Below are 18,140 nucleotides of genomic sequence, written 5' to 3' on the forward strand. Positions count from 1 at the left end.
GGGCTGACATGGTCAGCCGTCATGGCCAGGCTGAACGCTTGTCCCGGCCATCCGCCGCGAGTTGTCGCATGGCGGCGGCCGGGTCGAAATTCAGCCCCGCGCCGCTGCGGCCGCTGTCATTTTGCGCGCGTGCCATCGCCAGTTCGCGCACCTCGCCGGGCGTGATGCCAAACCGGTGACGGAAGGCGCGGACAAAGGTGTTGTCGCTGCTGAAATGCGATTCGAATGCAAGATCGATCAGGCGCACCGCTTCGCCCAGGGGCGACATCAACCGGCGGAAGGCGCGGTCGAGGCGGCGCTCCCGGATGTAACGGTAGAGCCCGCCGTCGGGCTCCAACAGCCGGTAGAGCTGGGTGCGCGAGACGCCGAACCGCTTGCAGAGCGTCTCCGCCGTCAACGACGGCGAGTCGAGTTCGGCCTCGATATGGCGCTTGATCGCGGCGGCGAGCGCGCCGTTAGCGGCGCGCGCGACGGTGGCTTCGGCATCGCCGGCGGAGCCGACCGCACCGGCGACGAGCCGCGCCGCATCGTCGACCGCGGCGGGATCGTCCGCGCGCGCTTCGCCCCGACGCAGCGCCAGAAGATGGTCGCCGATGAGGCGGCCCGCCGGCGTATCGGCGGCGACGACTGAGGCGGACATCGAATCCGGCGTTGCCAGCAGCGGCGCCAGTCGCGCGCGGGGCACCACCAGCGTCAGGACGCGGGAGACGCCGCTCGCGCCGGCCTTCATGTGCGTGCGGTTCGCCTGCGCCATGTCGATGAGGCAGACGTCGCCGGTGCGCAAATGCGCGCTGCGGCGGCCGGCGGCGAATTCGGTCTCGCCGTCGAGATACATTGCGATCTGGTAGTGATCGATTCCGCCGCGTGCGACATGGCGCACCGTGCGCTGGTATTGCACGGACGTGGAGCGGGCGTCGATCAGCAACCCGCCGGAGAGAGGCGTACCCGTGGAAATATTGCGGAATGTGTCCGGCGTGACCGCGGAGCGGACATCGCAGATTTCGTCGGTCGCTTCGCAGAACTGCTTGAAGCCGCGTTCGCCGGCGGTGAACTGCTCCATGATCTATGATCGTTGCGAGCCGGTGCCGCTGTCTTCCATCCGGAAGCGATTCGCGACTCTGACCTTCCGATTCCCCTGTTCCAACTAAAGAATAAAGTTATCTTGTCGGTATTACAAGATCAGGACATCCCGCGCGCATGCTACGAAGGTGGCTGCATACATTGGCAATTGCGTAGGTAACTCATGGATGAACATTCCGAGCGTTTTCCTCCTGGACAGCAGGCACTCGTCGATCCTGCTCAGGCAGCGTCGAGCCCGCGGCAGCAGCAAGCGCCGGCGCAGGACGGCGCGCCGCAGTCGCAGCCGGTCAAGATCACCTGCACGCGCGGACTGGCGAGCTGGCTTCTGCGCAACAATGTCAGCATCGCCTTTAGCTCCTACCAGAGCGGCCGGCTTTATCTGGTCGGCGTGGACCGACAGGAGCGCGTCTCTTTCCACGAGCGCTTCTTCGCGCGTGCCATGGGACTATGGGCCGACCCGCAGCGCATTTTGCTCGCCACGCTTTTTCAGCTCTGGCGATTAGAGAATGTGCTCGGCCAGGAGCAGCGCACGAATGAAGGCGCCGACCGCCATTACGTGCCACGCGTCGCTCACACGACCGGCGATCTCGATATTCACGACGTCGCTGTGATGGCAGATGGGCGCATCGTTTTCGTCAATACGAGCTATTCCTGTCTCGCGTTGTTGAGCCCGGTCCATTCCTTTCGCGTCTTCTGGAAGCCGCCCTTCATATCCAAGCTGGCACCGGAGGACCGCTGTCACCTCAACGGTCTGGCCATGCGGGATGGTGCGCCAGCCTATGTCACTGCGGTCTGCAAAAGCGACGTCGTCAACGGCTGGCGCGATCGCCGCGCCGAGGGAGGCTGTGTCATTGACGTGGCCACCGATGCCATCGTCAGCGAAAACCTGTCGATGCCGCACAGCCCGCGGCTGCATCAAGGCAAGCTCTGGCTGCTCAATTCCGGTACCGGCTATTTAGGCACGGTCGATCTGGCGAGCGGTGAGTTCGTTCCGCACACCTTCTGCCCCGGATTTCTGCGCGGGCTTGCCTTCCATAACGGCTACGCCCTCGTCGGCCTGTCGCTGCCGCGGGGTGGCTCGTTTTCCGGGCTCGCACTCAATGGCGAGTTGAAGAAGCGCGATGCCGAACCGTGGTGCGGGGTGCAGATCATCGAGCTTTCGACCGGCAACATTGTCGAATGGATCAGGCTGGAAGGCGGCGTTACCGAATTGTTCGACGTGCAGGTGATCCCGGACGTACGGCACGCGACCGCAACCGGGATACTCACCGATGACATCCAGCGCATCGTGACTTTTGAAGCCGCGGCACGGCTACCATCGGACGCGCCGTAACCTCTATTGTGGCAACCATCAGGTAGGCTTGGCTGTAGCGGGACCTAGAGGTCCGTGACGTTCCGATGGTGCAATTTGCCTTTCGCTAGTTGCTTGACGGCATTGTTGTCGATGACGGGCTGCATGCGATTCCCGTCTCCCACGGATTGAGCTAACATCCGATTCGCGCGCGGCCCACGCCTCCCCCCTCCGATCGGGAAAGTATCATTCATACCGGGCTACCTGATCATCGAACCGACTGTTCGAGCGCCAAGCATAAGGAGGGATTGCGAAGATTGCTCGCAATAGGAGGTTGCCGATGAAGCTGTCTGCGCCGATTTACCATTTGAAGCGCAAAGCCAAACTCTTGTCCCGCGACGAACGCATTCCACTCCATGTCGCGCTCAACCGTGTAGCCCTCCAGGAAGGCTACAGCGATTGGAGCCTCCTTGCGGCGAAACTGTCGGCGTCCAGGCCGGCTCGCAAGCTGCTTGCTCGATTGAAACCTGGTGACCTGGTGCTGGTGGGCGCGCGCCCGGGTCAAGGCAAGACCCTGATGAGCCTCGAACTCGCCATTGAGGCCATGAAATCCGGCAATCGGGCCGTGTTCTTCACGCTGGAGTATACGGAAAAGGACGTTCTGGATCGTTTTCAGGCAATCGGAGCGGAGTACGCGCAGTTTGATGGACTGTTCGAACTCGACTGCTCCGACGCGATAAGTTCCGATTACATCATGGGGAGGCTGGCGGCGGTGGCTCGCGGCACGCTGGTCGTAGTGGACTATCTGCAGTTGCTCGATCAGAAACGGGAAAACCCCGAATTGGCAGAGCAAGTTCGCGTGCTGAAGTCATTTGCGCAGGAGCGGGGACTGATCATCGTCTTTATCTCTCAGATTGATCGATCATACGATCCGTCGAAGAAGCGGTGTCCCGACATTGGCGATGTCCGACTCCCCAACCCGCTGGACTTGCGGCTGTTCAACAAGACCTGCTTCTTGAACAAAGGCGAAGTTCAGTTCCGGGCGGCGAGCTAGCGAGGGCCAATCCGGTCCTGCTCCTGTCGTGTGCCAGATCGATCGTGCGCGACAGGGGCTGCAAGGATGCGTTGTGCGAGATTGTCGATCGCTATGCCGGCAGCAGACCCGCCACGCGATAGCTATCGATCAACGCGTCGTAGAGCGAGATATCCGAGCGGCTCCTCGCAATGAGCTGAGCGCCGGCGATGGCGGCGAAGATGGCGCGAGCCCGCGGCTCGCTCTCGGCGGGACTGACCACGGCCGCAGCGGACAGAACCCTCCTTAGCCACGCCACGTTGACATCGGCGAAGGCCTGAACCTCTTTCTTCACCGCTTCCGGCAGGTCATCATATTCGGCAGCCATGAAGCTGCAGAGGCACATGCGATTATTGTTCGTGAGCGCCTTGCGAAATACATCGGGATATTGACGCAGGCAGCGGACCGGATCCGAGGTTTCGGCCAGCATGGATTCAAGACTGGCCGCTGTGTCCTCCCAATAGCGCTTCGCTACCGCAGCGCCGAGATCAGCCTTGCTCGGGAAATGATGGTAGATGCTCGCGGCCTTGATGCCCACCTCGTCCGCGAGATCGCGGAAATTCAAGCCGTTGTAGCCACGCGCCTGTGCGGTCCGTCTGGCTGCCGCCAGGATGGCTTCCTTAGAACTTGAACTCATTTCGCTCCTCACTGACCGCCAATCAAGCCTACCAAGCGCTAGATAGGCCTTGACCAGACAAATTTGAAGGCTTATTGGTGGTCTGCCATGTGACAGGTAGGTTCGGTAAAGGACGTGATGATGAAGATTCATGATTGGCCCACCGGCCCTTATCCGGCTCGCGTGCGTATCGCTTTGGCCGAGAAGAACCTGCAATCGCGCGTCCGGTTCGTGACGGTCAATTTATGGAAAGGCGAGCACAAGAAGGCCGACTTCCTCGCCAAGAACTACTCAGGCACGCTGCCGGTGCTCGAACTCGACGACGGGACATTCATTGCAGAGTGCACGGCCATCACCGAATATCTCGACGCACTCGATGGCACTCCCACGCTCACCGGCAGGACACCACGCGAAAAGGGCGTGATCCACATGATGAGCAAGCGCGCCGAGTTGGAGCTGCTCGACGCGATCAGCGTCTATTTCCATCACGCGACGCCGGGGCTCGGGCCGGACGTCGAGATTTATCAGAACGAAGAGTGGGGGCTCCGTCAGCGCGACAAAGCCCTGCGGGGCATGCACTACTTCGATGCGGTTCTGAAAGGACAGCCGTTCGTCGCCGGTGAAGCCTTCTCGATGGCCGACATCACGGTGATAGGCGGGTTGATCTTTGCGGCGCTGGTGAAGCTGCCGGTCCCTGCGGAATGCGAGGCCCTTCAAGCCTGGTACGCAAGGATGCAAGCGCGTCCCAGCGTAAAGAACCAGCTCGCGATGTCTGCACCGACCGGCGCGTCCGCTTGAAATCGTCGGCAATGGTCCTCACCGCATAGCAAAAAGCCCCGGACGATGCCGGGGCTGAGTTGGCTGGATTTCGGGAAAATCAGTAACGGGCAGCAACCGGTGGAGCGTAAGCGCCCCAGCCGAAGCGATAGTTGACGCGCAACGTCACCATATCCACGTCCTGGCTGATGCGATTGAGCGCACCGGCAACGATGGGATTGATCACCGAGAACGAATTGTTCGCATCGCCCATGAACAGGTGGTCGTACTCGACACCGACCGACCAGTTCGGTGCGAAGCCGTACTCAAATCCGACACCCACGACACCACCCCAGCGGGTCGAACTCGCGGAGTCAAATTCAAAGCCGCTAAACGTGTCGAGTACGCTGAATCGGTTGCTCGTCACCGCCGCGCCACCCTTGAAGTACAGCAGCGACGCGTTCCAGGCATAACCGATCTGGCCGGTGAAAAGGCCGATGCCGTCCGTTTCCACGCGCGTCGAGAACAGCGGATTGATGATGCTGGCGCGCGTGTTCTGGATATCCGCCCAATCCCCTTGGGCCTCCAGGCCGAACACCCAGCCACCGCCCCACTGCCACCGATACCCGATCTGACCGCCGACCAGACCTCCGGATCGGTCGCGACACCCGTCACTGAACACTCCACCGAAAGCGTCGACGAAGTCCCAGCAATTGCGGCTCTGGCCCCAGCCGCCGTTGGCGCCGATGTAGAAGCCGCTCCAGTTGTAGATCACCGGAAGCGGCGCCGGTGGCGGTGCCTTGACGGGCATATCCGCGGCCAGCGCCGGGGCGGACGCGCCGAGTGCAATCAAACCAACAGTGCCCAGCAAAAACTTCTTCATGTCGTTCCCCCTTTTTCGGCGTCGCCTTGGATCGGACGGCCGATGAACTTATTGCGGCGGTTGTGTCTCCATTCCAATTCCACCTCGCACCATAGATGATTTGACCCTCGATGCCCGTGCCCGAACTGCAACACTCGGATTTTGTTGCGGGAAGAAATGGCAATAACCCTGCCTAAACCGGTATGCGGTTTGTGCCAAGATCGCCGGCCCTTGCGGACGCTCCAAGCTCGCTCCGGCTGATTGGTGCAGATCAAGCCGCGCGCCGGTCTCGGGAAAAAGCTGATCTCGTTGACGATAGGAGCGAGCGGTCACATGAAGCCGGTCGGCGCCAAACGGATGCTGCTCGTTGCAGGCGCGCAGGCGCGGTCGTCCTTAGCGCAAGCGTGATCGGTCGATCTCGATCGCAGCGAGCTGCGCGATATGCAGGTCGATCTTCGCCATCGGATCGCCGTCGCCCAAGTACCATGCTGCGGACAACCCGGTCCAAGCGAGGATCCAGGAAAGCAAGCGGAGCCGGTCGAGCTTTGCGGCTTCTGCGACGATGTCCAGGCGCCGGGCAAAGCGGCCTGGCTCGGTCGCTATCGGCCGCGTCGGGTCGGCAAGATCGGGATTGGTGAAGATGTTGGCGAAGTCGAAGCCGCGCTCGCCCACGATATGCTTGGGGTCGATCGCGAGCCAGCCGCGTGCGCCGAAGTCCAGCACGTTGTCGTGGTGCAGATCACCATGCAGAACGACGACGTCGCGCTGATCGCGGAGCAGGGCTTCGGCCGTTTCCGCGCACCGTGAGAGAATGCCACCGTGGGTTCTCGCGGCTGGTGCCAACTCGCGAAACCATTGCGCAAGCGGTGTCAGCTCGGGCAACGCTTTGTTGCGGGGCGCATGAAGGCGGGCGGCTGTTTGGCACAGGATGCGGCAGGCTTCATCGTCCTGTCCCGTTCTCGCCATGTCGCTGAGGGAGGCCGGGCCGGTGGCGCGCTCCATCAGGAGCGCGTGGTCGTCGCGTGCCAGCACGCGGGCCGCGCCGTCGCCATCCCACCATTCCATGACCGTGCCGCCGAGACGTTCGTCCTGCTCGAACGACAATTTGAGCATGGCAGGTTCGCCGTGCCGCAGCACCGGCAGCAGCCGGGCGGCACGTGTGACGATGGGATCGCCGTCAGGGACCAGGCGCCATTTTGCGAGATACGAATCGAACATCCGATCAGCGTATAGCGGCATTTACCTTCGGCGCCCGGCGCCGCCCGATTTCTGCGATTTGCGCACAAGTCTTTCAAGCGCGGCGCGCTTTTTCCGAATCTCTTTTCCGCGATAGCTCTGCGGTCAGATCAGTTGCAGCCATTGCGAGTTGAGCGGGCATGTCTCCCACACGATTGAAAGAGCCACGCCGTTGCGTGGGCGATGATTGCTGCCGTGATCCTCATTCAAGGTATTTACGGAGAAACAAGATGACCAGCCTCAAGACGTTCGTCGCCTCGGCCATGCTGCTTTCGGTCTTGGCGCTTTCAGTTTCGGCGGCACCGCCGGTGTTCGCGCAGGCAGTGATCCAGGAGCCGGGCCTGCAGGCATTCTATCACCCCAACTCGGACGTGCTGAACTCGGGTACGGGCGCAAGGACGCTCGTGAATGATGCAAGCGCCTACGCGGCCATGGAGGGCGGCCGTGCTTCCGTCTGCGCGCAGCGGGATCGGTCGCACAATTCCCGATCGCGGGCGGTCGCCGCAGGAGACAATCGGCAGCTTCGTTGCCAGTGACGCGCCGTCCATCCCGAACGTTGAACGCGCCGCGGGTCCGCTTGGCGGACCCGCGCTTCACACGCTGAGAGCCGGAGTGCTCCGGCCGCTTGCCTGATCCCGGACCTCGCCGGGGTCCCCGGGGTCCGCGGAAAGCATAGCTCGAATTTCGCGCAGCTCCTCCAGGATGAAATTCAAGACCACGCGCGTACGTGGCGCAAGATGTCGACGTGAGGAGTAGACCAGGCTGAACGGAATGTTCGGAGACGGGAAGTTGCTCAGGACGCGGACGAGCTGGCCGCTACGCAGATCGTCGAACACGTCGACCAGCGCGAGATAGGCAATCCCGTATCCGCCTCGGGCAGCCAGATGCACAGCACTTGCGTCATTGGCGAGGAATCCTCCCGATACGCGAAATTGCTCCGTGCCTTCGTTGGTCACGAACGTCCACATATCCGAATTCTGGCTGGTGGCGTGCACGATGCAAGTGTGCTGTGAAAGTTCGGCAGGCAACGAAGGTTCGCCGTGCTTATCGATATAGCTCGGCGCCGCAACGGCGACACGCGACATCGTGCCGGCGTGACGAACGACGAGCGATGCATCTGATATCTCGCCGGCGCGCATCGCAAGATCGAGACGATCCTCGATCATGTCACCGATCCGATCGCTCACCACCAGCTCGACCTTCAGCCCCGGATGATCCGCCAGCAATTCGGGCAGGCGCCGCGCGAGAAAACGACCTGCCGTACCCGTCACGCCGACGCGGACCAGCCCTATGGGAGAGGCGCTCTGTCGTCCCACAGCCGTCAGCATGTCCTCGACGCCGTCCAATATCGGTCGGGCGAGGACGACGAGCATCTGCCCGTCATCGGTGAGGCTGATCTTTCGCGTGGTGCGATGGAATAAGCGAACGCCGAAATGTTCTTCGAGCTGCGAAATCTGGCGGGCGACCGCGGCCTGACTGACATCGCGCTCGCGCGCGACGGCGGAAAACGAACGAACTTCCGCTACGCGTAGGAGAATGCCGAGGCTGCCGAGAAGGTCCATGGCGGTGTACCTGTTCTCTAAGGCCCCGCTACCTTCAGACGCGCTTTCTCCAGCCTTTCCTTGAGAGAGAATAATTTTCCACTGAGCTCATCGAGTTCGCCGGGCGCGAACTCCGCGAAGATAAATTCGTTCAACAAATCTCGTCGCGGCGCCAATCCATCCAGATGCGCCAACGCCCTATGCGTCAGCGACATGTTGACGATTCGTCCGTCTCTTCGCGATGTCCTTCGGTGAATCAATCCATGTCTTTCAAGGATTTTTGACTGCGTTGTGACAAACGACGCCTCGACGTTCAAAATTTTCGAGACGTTGCCAACCGACAACTCGTTGTCATTGCCGGCATCGGCGAGGACCAGCATGATCTTCGATTGCGGGCCGGTGATTCCGAGCGTTTTCGCCCAGGAATGATAGAGTTCATCAAGAGATGCGTGGAGCGACGCTATTTCCCGACCCAACTGTCGAATAGAGTCTCGCTTCCTCATCGCGACTACATGCGCTCCGCTCATTGGTGAGATGTCACCGAGTGTATCTTGGCTGCAACAAGATCGATTTAGTTGCCGTTTGATAAGGGTGTTATCTAGATCACGTCACATAAGTTCGTTACTTATGCTCGGGCAAGGGGGCTGGTCGGCTCGGCGCGATAAATTTTCCGTCAGCTTGAGACACTTGTAATTGGGCATTCCGCGAGGGCGATGAGGTCTCAGGCCGCACGTTCCGCATCGACTGACACCAGCCCGTCAGATCAGGAGGTTGCAATAAATGACTGTCGTTAGGACATTCGTACTTGGTGGGGCGGCGAGCCTCATCACTCTGGCGGGCGCGCAAGCGGCCGACCTTCCGGTGAAGGCGAAGGCCGTCGAATATGTGAAGGTCTGCTCGCTGTATGGCGCCGGCTTCTGGTATGTTCCGGGCACCGACACCTGCATGAAGATCGGTGGCTATCTGCGCGTGGACGCCACGTTCAACGGCGGCATCCATGGCACGCCGGCCTGGAACGGCGACATCGGTCAGGGGAATCGTTATCGCGACTATTTCGCCGCCCGCTCCCGTATGGCGCTGACGGTCGATACCCGCACCGCCACCGAATACGGCGTGGTCCGCACCTTCGCGCAGGCCGACTTCCAGTTCTCCACGCTGGGCGGCTCGACCTACAGCCCGAACTCGATCAACGGTTCGCTCCCGGTCGCCGGCTCGCAACTGCTCGACACTCCCGGCGGCGGCTATGTCGCGGTCGAATACGTCTTCATTCAGTTTGCCGGTTTCACGTTTGGTAAGTCTGCCTCCGCCTACGCTACGCCGTGGCAGGGCTTCCCGGGCAACATCAACTCCAACCTGCTGGGCGGTCAGAACACCGACACCGGCGTCAACAACATCCAGTACACCGCGCAGTTCGGCAACGGCGTGTCGGCCAGCATCGGCCTGGACGATCCGACGGTCTGGGACCGCACCGCGGTCTACAATCTCTCGCTGCCGCTTAACGCCACGTTCAACACCGGCAACGCCTATGCGGGCGTTCACGCGCCTGACGTCGTCGGCAACATCCGCATCGACCAGGCCTGGGGTTTGTTCCAGATTTCGGCCGCGGCGCATGAAGTGAGCGGTTCGTACAACACGCTCAACGCGCTCGGCGCTCCTGCCGGCGGCGTGGGTCTGCCGGGTGCGGCGCCGACCGGGGCGTCCGAGCTTTCCGGTCACCCCGACAGCAAGTGGGGCGGTGCGGCGATGATCGGCGTGAACATCAAGAACATCCCGACCGGTCCCGGCGACGACATCAAGTTCGACGCGAGCTATGCCAAGGGCGCGACGAAGTACGTGATCTCCACCTCGTCGGCCTCGCCGAGCTTCGCGATGTTCGGCAGCAGCGGCGCGTTCGGCGCGTATCAGAGCATCGGCTTCGGTGCGACCACCGACGGCGTCTACCTGCCGGTCGCGGCTGGCGGCGATGGCTCGCTGCATCTGACGGAAGCCTTCGGCATCCGCGGCGCCTTCAACCACAACTGGGATCCCTACTGGTCGACCAGCTTCTTCGGCAGCTATTCGGCAGTCCGGTATGATGGTGCGGCGAAGGCGTTCATGTGCCTCAACTACACCACGCCGGCCAAGGCGGTCAGCGCGGACTTCGTCTGCAATCCCAACTTCAACGTCTCGCAGCTCGGCGCGGTCACCCGCTGGACCCCGGTCAAGAACCTGACCTTCTCGGCCGAATTCCAGTGGTTCCACCTCGACCAGAGCTTCCAGGGCACCGCTGTCTTGGGCCCGTCGGCCCCGAAGCCGGCCGCCCGCTACGAGTTCAAGGACCAGGATACCTTCCTGCTCCAGCTCCGCGCGCAGCGTAACTTCTGAAGACAAAGAGCCGCGGGCCTGCGGCTCTCCCAACGTCAACAGAGACCTGCCGCAAACAGATCTTCATGTTGACCTCCAGGGACCTCCGGCGATGCCCCGCCGGAGGTCTTTTCCTTTTCACATGACACATTGTTCACGTGACATGGTGTCCGCGCGACATATTGTTGTTGCGCCCGGTTCCGCATTTGCTCATATTTTGTGCAGAACCAGCCGGTGAATTTCGATTTTCGCTCTGGCGTTTCCTAGGGTGGCCGATGCAGCATCCTGCGCCCTGTCGGTGCTCCCTGGGCCGCCTCCATAAGGGTAGTCGGGAACGCGCCGTCGGTCATGCCCATCCTGTCCCGCGAGCATATTGAACCAGCAGAAATGTCCTACCTTGACGGTTCCCTTGGCTATGCCCTCCATCGGGCTCAACTGGCGGTCTTTGAGGGAATTCTTCAGTGCTTTGCTGAGTCCGAGGTAACGGCTGCCGAATTCCTGGTGCTGGTGGTGGTCGCGGAGAACCCGGGCATCAACCAGGCCGATCTCGCCAAGAGCCTCGAAGTGGAGCGACCGCGGATCGTTCCGACCCTCAACAGCCTGGAAAAGCGCGGATTAGCCAAGCGGACCCAGGTCGCGGAAGATGCACGCGTCAGACAGATCCACCTCACCAAGAGTGGCCATCAGCTCGTGAAGGTGCTGCAACGGCGCGCCCGCGACCATCAGAAAAGGATCATGGCGCGCCTCGACGCAACCGAGGCAAAGGTGATCCTCTCCTGCCTCTGGAAACTCGCAGGGCGAGAATGCCCGGCCGAAGAACGCATCCGTCGGAACGGGGCGCACGTCCGCGGCGTCTAGAGCATGATCCGATCAGGCTGGAGTCTTCACCTCTCCCGCTTGCGGGAGAGGTCGGCGCGTAGCGCCGGGTGAGGGCTCTTTCCACTCGGGGAGTCCCAGTTCGGAGGCACCCCCACCCCAGCCTTCCCCCGCAAGCGGGAGAGGGAGCGCAGCTCACCGGGGCCGCGCTTCAACCTGATCGGCGATTGCTCCTGAAGCCTTCGCGGCGAACATCCTGCGAGCCGCGCTTCTGCTGCTCGGCTTGATCACGCCTGGACGTTGATCAGCTTCGCCGCGGTATGGCCGAGGATGTCGGCCTTCTCCTCATCGTTCAGCGACGTGCATGCGAAGATGTGGTCGACCGGCTGCAACTGCCACGGATAAGGATAGTCGCTGCCCAGCACGAGCTGGGACGCGCCGACCTGCGCGGCCAGATGCCTGATGGCCTCCGGCGTGAACACCAGCGAATCGAAATAGATCTGCTTGAGATATTCGGTCGGCTTCTTCTTCAGCCTGACGTCGGGGTTGCAATTGGCCGGGCTGACCAGGCAGGCATGATCGGCGCGATCCGCGTAAGAAGGCAGATAGCCGCCACCATGCGCGGCGATGATCTTCAAGCCGGGGAAGCGGTCAAACGTGCCTTCAAAGATCAGATGCGCCAGCGCAATGCTGGTCTCGGTCGGGTAGGCAACGAGGTTGGAGAGCCAGCCGTTACCGGCAAGATGCTTGTTCAATTCCGCGATCCCCTGCGGATGGATGAACAAGGGGACGCCAAGCTCTTCAGCCTTGGCCCAGACCGGGTGAAATTTGGGGTCGGAAAACGGCATGCCATCGACCATACCGCCGATCGCCGCGCCTTTCAGTCCCTGCTTCTTGACCGCCGTCTCCAGCTCCTTCACGGCGAGATCGGGCGCCTGCAGCGTCAGCGAGGCGAAGGCTGCAAAGCGGTCCGGCTTGGACGCACAAAGCTCGGCCAGCTTTTCGTTCTGGATCTGCACGATCGAACCTGCGAGCTCACGATCGCGGTTGTACCAGAACGGATTGATCGACAGCACTTCCATGTCGACCGCTTGCGCGTCCATCGCCGCCAGCCGCTGATCGAGATTGATGAAAGCTTCTTCGGCGCCGCGTACCGGAGGGACCTGCGTCTTGCTGGCATCGCTGCCCAGCAGCGCGCCGGCTTCCCGGATCTGACAATGCGCGTGAACGTCGATGGTCTTCACGCGCTTGCCATTGATGCTGACCGGCAGCGTTTGGCGCACCGGCTGTTGCGCGTGCGCGCCGCGCAGGAGACCGCAACTGCAAAACAGGATGCTTGCGGCAGCGCCGCCCTTCAAAAAGTTCCGACGGGTGGTCACGAGTTCCTCCCAGGTTTATTTTTTTGGTGTACGCAAACTAAGGTGGAGGAGGCGGTCTCAGCAAGGCAGCGGGGTGCGCGCCGCACACAATGCAACTACGGCAATTTTTCAGAGGTGCTTCTCGAAGAACGTGTCGGGATACGGATCGTCGTTGAAACGCTCGATCTCGTTCCAGCCGCTGCTGCGGTAGAGCTGCTGCGCCTCGGCCAGAGCACTGTTGGTATCGAGACGCAGGACCCTGATGGACAACTCGCGGGCGATGTCCTCGGCGGCCTTCATGAGACGACGCGCCAGTCCAAGGCCGCGCGCGGACGGCGCGACCCAAAGCCGCTTGATTTCTGCGATCTCGCCGCCGCCGCGCTTCAGTCCGACGCACCCGATCGGCAGGCCGTCCGACATCGCGACGAGGAATGCGCCGCGCGGGCGGATCATGTCCACGGCCTCCGGATCGCGCGACAACGAGACGTCGAAGCCGTTCTCGAAGCGGCGGGCGAGCTCGGCATAATATTCGCCGAGGCAATATTTCGCATCGTCGCGTCGCGGGTCCATTTCCTCGAGCACGATGCGGCCGCGCCCGAGCGCGGAAGCGACGAGGTCCATCGCACGCAGAAGTTCTTCCGGGTGGGAGTGGCGGGCCAGGAAGTTGCCGGCCTGGGCGTTGGAGAGCGCTTCATAAGCCCGGAATTCGGAACGGCCGGCCTTGGTCAGCCGCGCGACGCGGCGGCGTGCATCGTCGGGATGCGGCACCGTCTCGATCAGGCCCTCGTCTTCCAGGCCGCGCAGCAACCGGCTCATCAGGCCGGAATCGAGGCCGAGATATTCGCGGATCACAGCGACATCCGACTGCCCATGCCCGATCGCGTTGAGCACGCGGGCAGTGCCGAGCGGCCGGCCGCGCCCGAGAAAGGACGTATCGAGGGCGCCCACCTCGGAGGTGACGGCACGGTTGAAGCGGCGGACACGAGCGATCGGGTCGAGCGGCATAATACCTGACTTTAGTCAGATAAAATGTCTTGTCAATCGTAGGGGAGTTGGGGGAAGCCTCTGCTCCATGTCCGTCCGCCGATCTCTATCCAGGTCCGAAAATCACCTTGCTCGGGCTTGGCGCGGTCACACCGGCTTTATGCCGGCCTTCGCAATGACGTCACGCCATTTCGGCACTTCATCATCGATGCGTCTTCTCATGCCCTCGGGTCCGTTGGCGATGACTTCGAAGCCATCATTGCGCAACTGCTCGGCGATCTTCGGTGTCCTCAGGATTTCGATCGATCTGGCCGAAAGCAATTCGATGATGGCCGCTGGCGTTTTCGCAGGCGCAAGAAAGCCCTGAAACGTGTCCGAGACGAAATCCTTGTAGCCAAGCTCGACCATGGTCGGGACGTCAGGCAGATCGAACCAGCGATGCGCGCCGGTCACGGCCAGCGGCTTCAGCGCGCCCGATTTGATATGCGGATGCGCCGGCGGCAGCGCCGCAAAAGCGATCTGCGTGGTTCCAGCAAGGATCGCCTGGATCGCGGGCCCCGCGCCGAGAACGGCACATGGGTCAGATTGGCTCCGCAGACGATCTTGAAGAGTTCGCCCGACAAATGCGGTGTCGTTCCGATGCCGGGGCTCGCATAGTTCAGTTCGTTCGGATTGGCCTTGGCACGCGAGACGAGATCGGCGATCGAATTCACGCCGAGAGCGGGGGCCACCAGGATCACGTTCGGCGAGGTGCCGAGTTCGGCGATGGGCGCAAAATCCTTGTACGGATCATATGGGATCCTGGCGTAGAGCCCGGGATTGACGACATAAGCACTCGAGGTCACCAGCAGCGTGTAGCCGTCAGCATCTGCATGCGCGGCCATCCCGATGCCGATATTGCCGCCCGCGCCGGGACGGTTCTCGATCACCGCCGTGCCGCCAAGCGCCTGGCCGAGATGGGTTGCGAGGACGCGCGCCATGATGTCGGTCGGCCCCGCCGGCGCGAATGGCACGATGATCTTGATCGGGCGATCGGGATAGTTCCCTGCGCTCACCGGTCCTGGTCTGAGGCTTGCGGCTGCTATCAAGCCGACGAACGTTCCGCCGGCGCGCAGGACCTCCCGGCGCGACCGGTGCTTGCGTTTCCTCTCCTGCATTTTTCTTTTCCTGTTCTGTCCTAACGCTTCGGTTCTGACTGGATCGGAACCGAAGCTCTAGAGCATGAGCCGATCAGGTTGAATCGGCTGCGGATTGATTTCACCTCTCCCGCTTGCGGGAGAGGTCGGCGCGTAGCGCCGGGTGAGGGCTCTCTCCACTCGGGGAGTCCCAATGCGGAAACACCCTCACCCCAACCCTCTCCCGCAAGCGGGAGAGGGAGCGCAGCTTCTCGTCCTGACGCGTTTTCTTCACGCGAACCGGTATCCACTTCGCTTGAAAACGCTCTACATGTCGAACATCGCGACCGCGCGGATCGGCGAGGCTGTGCCTTCGCGCCACTTCATCGGCAGGCCGATGAAGGTGAACTGTCCCTTGCCGAGCAGAGCTTCGAGATTGCAAAGGCTCTCGATATGGGTGATGTCCAGATCGAGGCATGCTTTGTGCACCAGCAGGTTGACGTCGCTGTCAGGTCCTGGCCGCATCGAATCGATGCCGAAATGCACGATGCCCTGGCTGGCGAGCCACTCGGTGGCGGCGACGTTTACACCAGGATTGTCGGTCGAATAGGCCTTGCGCGGAAAGGTGCGTTCGTGATGGCCGGTGCATAACAGCACCGTGCCGCCTTTCGGTACGCCGACGCCAGTCTGCTGCACGGCGGCTTCCAGATCGGCGGGCGTGATCTCGGCGCGCGGCGCGATGTGCCGCAGGTCGAGGCAGATGCCCGGTACGATGCATTTTTCCAGCGGGTATTGGTCGATCGATATGCCGCGCGGGCCGAAATGCCTGGGCGCGTCGATATGGGTTCCACCATGATCGGCCATCGAGATGAACATCGACGACAGCCCGTAGACATTACCGGACTCCGCCAGGGCTTCTTCATGGTTCTTCCACATGCCGTGCATGATCGGCGGATGGCCAGGATAGCTCGGCGTGCGATGATAGAGCTCGCGGCTGAGGTCGACGATTTTCATGAGATGCACCTTCCTGCGTGGGAGCTGCCGCCATCCTATGTTTGGTAAAGGCGCCTCTCAACGTGTCATTACAATGCGAACGAATCGGCGAGCCTGCGTTGCGTTAACCGCATCCATTTACAATCCGTAAACGCCTCCGAGCGCAGCTTCCGCAGCGGAGGTGCTGCGATGCTCATCTACCCCGTACCGGTCGAAGTGACGAAGGCGAGGGTTCAGCTTCTCGCCTATCAGATGGAAAAGGCCCCGCCTCGTATCATCAGCGAAGCCGTCCTCGACGTGTTCGCGGCCAAGAACAAGGTCGAGCGCGACGCTGTTGCCGTCGACATCAAGGCGTAGACGCGCCGACGTCTTCTCGTCTCGTCAGCGCGAGCCAGGCGTGCACTCTTCGATCGAGTGCTTGGGCTAGGTACGTCTGACGCCTGCTTGTCCGCCAATAGCGGCGCAATAGATGACGTCCCCGACGGTCGCAAAAGGGCCATGTCCGGCCGTAGAGGCTCTCGACTTAGCACTATCGCGGGACGGAACTCGGCGTCAGAAGTCGCCCGATTCCTCACGCGCGGTTCGCCCCCGATGACGCACATGCTGCCAGACGGCTAGCCCGACCGAGAGCGCCGCGCAGAACAGCAGCCCGCCGGAAATCGGTCGCGTGACGAACAGCAGCAGGTTGTCGTCCGTCATAATCGCTCGAATAAGATTGATCTCGATCTGATCGCCGAGGATCAGGCCAAGGATCAGCGGCGCCAGCGGAAATCCTGCCTTCACCAGCGCATAGCCGAACACACCAAAGATAAGAAGGACGTATACGCTCTGCATGGTGTTGTTGAGCGCGTATGCACCGATCACGCAAAGTACCAGCACGACCGGCGCAAGCACAGCGAGCCTCACGCGGGTGATCTGAAGCAGGAATAGGGTGCCTGCGGCCAAGATCAACACCATCAGCGGGTGTGCCAAAATGTATGCGGCATAGATGCCGTAGGCGAGGGAGGGTTGCTGGGAGACGAACAGCGGCCCCGACTGGATACCATGGATCGTCATTGCGCCAAGCATGACGGCGGTCACGGCGTCGCCCGGGATGCCGAACGCCATAATGGTCACCAGCGAGCCGCCGACGTTGGCATTGTTGGAGGACTCCGACGCAATGATGCCTTCGGGCACGCCGGTGCCGAAACGCTCGGGGTGACGCGAGAACTTCTTCGCCTGGTCGTAGGCCAGCATGTTGGCGGCGCTGCCACCAATCGCCGGCAGCACGCCGATCAGGATGCCGACAATCGTCGACCACAGCAGCAGGAACGGACGGCCGAGGATTTCGCCGATCACCTTGAGATGGGAAGCCCTGAGGCTTGGCTGGGCGCCCAGAGCGGCCTTGGGCGCCTTTGGCATTCCGACCTTCTCGATGTCGGACATGATCTGCGCGAAGGCAAAGATCCCGATCAGCACGGGGAGAAACGGGAAGCCGCCGCTGATGAACTCGGACCCGAAGGTGAAGCGCGGCACACTGCCGATCGGATCCGTGCCGATGACCGTGATCAGCAGGCCGATGGCGGTGGATAGCAGGCCCTTGATGAACGAGGACTCGGCCAGGCCCGCCACCATCGCCATGGCCAGCACGAACAGCGAGAAATACTCCCACGGTCCGAACTCAAGTGCGATGGCCGCCAACGGCCCGGTCGTCAGTACCAGGAACAGGCCGCCGAGCAGCCCGCCAAAGAACGACGACCAGATGCCGAGCCAGAGCGCCCGGCCCGGCGCCCCAGCCCGCGCCATCGGAAAGCCGTCGAAGGTTGTGGCGATTGCCGAGGGGGTTCCCGGGATTCCGAGCAGACAGGCGGTGACGAGGCCACCTGCGGAGCCGCCGACATAGACGCCGGTCATCGCCGCCAGTCCCTGCAGCGGATCGAGACCATAGGTGAACGGCAGGATGACGATGATCGTCATCGTGATGGTGACGCCCGGCAACGCGCCGCCGATGACGCCAACGAGCGTGCCGGCAAACAGCGGAACGAGATATTTCCACTGCAGCACGGTCAGGAGCCCCTGGCCCAAAAGCTCGAACATT

17 protein-coding genes and 1 pseudogene are annotated in these 18,140 nt (G+C 62.0%); 7 read left to right on the plus strand and 11 right to left on the minus strand.

Translation table 11 applies throughout. From position 1 onward, the window contains the following. Positions 1-19: 19 nt before the first annotated feature. The gene (locus ACVJGD_RS31700) at positions 20-1,060 is read right to left on the minus strand and encodes a helix-turn-helix domain-containing protein (protein ID WP_456637897.1); all 1,041 of its coding nucleotides are present in this window, start codon (positions 1,058-1,060) and stop codon (positions 20-22) included. 183 nt (positions 1,061-1,243) lie between these two features. Between ACVJGD_RS31700 and ACVJGD_RS31705 the strand changes: the two genes are divergently transcribed. Together ACVJGD_RS31705 and ACVJGD_RS31710 are read left to right on the plus strand one after the other, a co-directional pair. Beyond that, positions 1,244-2,413, plus strand: coding sequence for a TIGR03032 family protein (locus tag ACVJGD_RS31705; RefSeq protein WP_456637898.1), 1,170 nt, complete (start codon positions 1,244-1,246; stop codon positions 2,411-2,413). A 298-nt stretch (positions 2,414-2,711) separates the two neighbouring features. Then, positions 2,712-3,425, plus strand: a complete 714-nt coding sequence (locus tag ACVJGD_RS31710; RefSeq protein WP_456637899.1) for a DNA helicase — start codon at positions 2,712-2,714, stop codon at positions 3,423-3,425. Between the two features lie 91 nt (positions 3,426-3,516). Here the strand turns inward: ACVJGD_RS31710 and ACVJGD_RS31715 are convergent, their stop codons facing one another. Beyond that, the gene (locus tag ACVJGD_RS31715; protein ID WP_456640439.1) at positions 3,517-4,080 is read right to left on the minus strand and encodes a TetR/AcrR family transcriptional regulator; all 564 of its coding nucleotides are present in this window, start codon (positions 4,078-4,080) and stop codon (positions 3,517-3,519) included. Positions 4,081-4,200: 120 nt separating this feature from the next. Here ACVJGD_RS31715 and ACVJGD_RS31720 point away from each other — a divergent pair, with 120 nt between their 5' ends. Further along, positions 4,201-4,857: a glutathione S-transferase gene (locus ACVJGD_RS31720; RefSeq protein ID WP_456640440.1), complete on the plus strand. Its 657-nt coding sequence runs from the start codon at positions 4,201-4,203 to the stop codon at positions 4,855-4,857. A gap of 79 nt (positions 4,858-4,936) precedes the next feature. Here the strand turns inward: ACVJGD_RS31720 and ACVJGD_RS31725 are convergent, their stop codons facing one another. Further along, positions 4,937-5,698: an outer membrane beta-barrel protein gene (locus tag ACVJGD_RS31725; RefSeq protein ID WP_456637900.1), complete on the minus strand. Its 762-nt coding sequence runs from the start codon at positions 5,696-5,698 to the stop codon at positions 4,937-4,939. Between the two features lie 372 nt (positions 5,699-6,070). Beyond that, on the minus strand, positions 6,071-6,895 hold the full coding sequence (locus ACVJGD_RS31730) for an aminoglycoside phosphotransferase family protein (RefSeq protein ID WP_456637901.1): 825 nt from the start codon (positions 6,893-6,895) through the stop codon (positions 6,071-6,073). A gap of 248 nt (positions 6,896-7,143) precedes the next feature. Between ACVJGD_RS31730 and ACVJGD_RS31735 the strand changes: the two genes are divergently transcribed. Then, complete coding sequence (locus tag ACVJGD_RS31735) at positions 7,144-7,449, plus strand: hypothetical protein (protein WP_456637902.1); 306 nt, start codon at positions 7,144-7,146, stop codon at positions 7,447-7,449. Positions 7,450-7,506: 57 nt separating this feature from the next. Here ACVJGD_RS31735 and ACVJGD_RS31740 read toward each other — a convergent pair whose 3' ends face one another. After that, complete coding sequence (locus ACVJGD_RS31740) at positions 7,507-8,475, minus strand: LysR family transcriptional regulator (protein ID WP_456637903.1); 969 nt, start codon at positions 8,473-8,475, stop codon at positions 7,507-7,509. A gap of 17 nt (positions 8,476-8,492) precedes the next feature. Continuing rightward, positions 8,493-8,981, minus strand: a complete 489-nt coding sequence (locus ACVJGD_RS31745; protein WP_456637904.1) for a MarR family winged helix-turn-helix transcriptional regulator — start codon at positions 8,979-8,981, stop codon at positions 8,493-8,495. Between the two features lie 253 nt (positions 8,982-9,234). Between ACVJGD_RS31745 and ACVJGD_RS31750 the strand changes: the two genes are divergently transcribed. Next, complete coding sequence (locus ACVJGD_RS31750) at positions 9,235-10,818, plus strand: porin (protein ID WP_456637905.1); 1,584 nt, start codon at positions 9,235-9,237, stop codon at positions 10,816-10,818. 366 nt (positions 10,819-11,184) lie between these two features. Then, a complete protein-coding gene (locus ACVJGD_RS31755) occupies positions 11,185-11,655 on the plus strand; it encodes a MarR family winged helix-turn-helix transcriptional regulator (RefSeq protein ID WP_456637906.1) in 471 nt (156 codons plus the stop codon). 245 nt (positions 11,656-11,900) lie between these two features. On the opposite strand, the gene ACVJGD_RS31760 is transcribed toward ACVJGD_RS31755, so the two are convergent. The 4 genes and pseudogenes from ACVJGD_RS31760 to ACVJGD_RS31775 form a co-directional block, all read right to left on the minus strand. Further along, entirely contained in the window at positions 11,901-12,992 is a 1,092-nt protein-coding gene (locus ACVJGD_RS31760; RefSeq protein WP_456637907.1) for an amidohydrolase family protein, read from the minus strand. A 108-nt stretch (positions 12,993-13,100) separates the two neighbouring features. Next, complete coding sequence (locus ACVJGD_RS31765) at positions 13,101-13,976, minus strand: bifunctional helix-turn-helix transcriptional regulator/GNAT family N-acetyltransferase (RefSeq protein WP_456637908.1); 876 nt, start codon at positions 13,974-13,976, stop codon at positions 13,101-13,103. Between the two features lie 126 nt (positions 13,977-14,102). Next, positions 14,103-15,112 (minus strand): annotated as a pseudogene (locus ACVJGD_RS31770) (Bug family tripartite tricarboxylate transporter substrate binding protein). A gap of 285 nt (positions 15,113-15,397) precedes the next feature. Continuing rightward, a complete protein-coding gene (locus tag ACVJGD_RS31775; protein WP_456637909.1) occupies positions 15,398-16,084 on the minus strand; it encodes a cyclase family protein in 687 nt (228 codons plus the stop codon). 168 nt (positions 16,085-16,252) lie between these two features. On the opposite strand from ACVJGD_RS31775, the gene ACVJGD_RS31780 reads away from it, so the two are divergent. After that, positions 16,253-16,420, plus strand: coding sequence for a hypothetical protein (locus ACVJGD_RS31780; RefSeq protein ID WP_454621757.1), 168 nt, complete (start codon positions 16,253-16,255; stop codon positions 16,418-16,420). Positions 16,421-16,615: 195 nt separating this feature from the next. Here ACVJGD_RS31780 and ACVJGD_RS31785 read toward each other — a convergent pair whose 3' ends face one another. Then, the gene (locus tag ACVJGD_RS31785; RefSeq protein WP_456637910.1) at positions 16,616-18,139 is read right to left on the minus strand and encodes a tripartite tricarboxylate transporter permease; all 1,524 of its coding nucleotides are present in this window, start codon (positions 18,137-18,139) and stop codon (positions 16,616-16,618) included. Between the last annotated feature and the right edge of the window lies 1 nt (position 18,140).

Source organism: Bradyrhizobium sp. USDA 10063 (genome assembly GCF_054063735.1).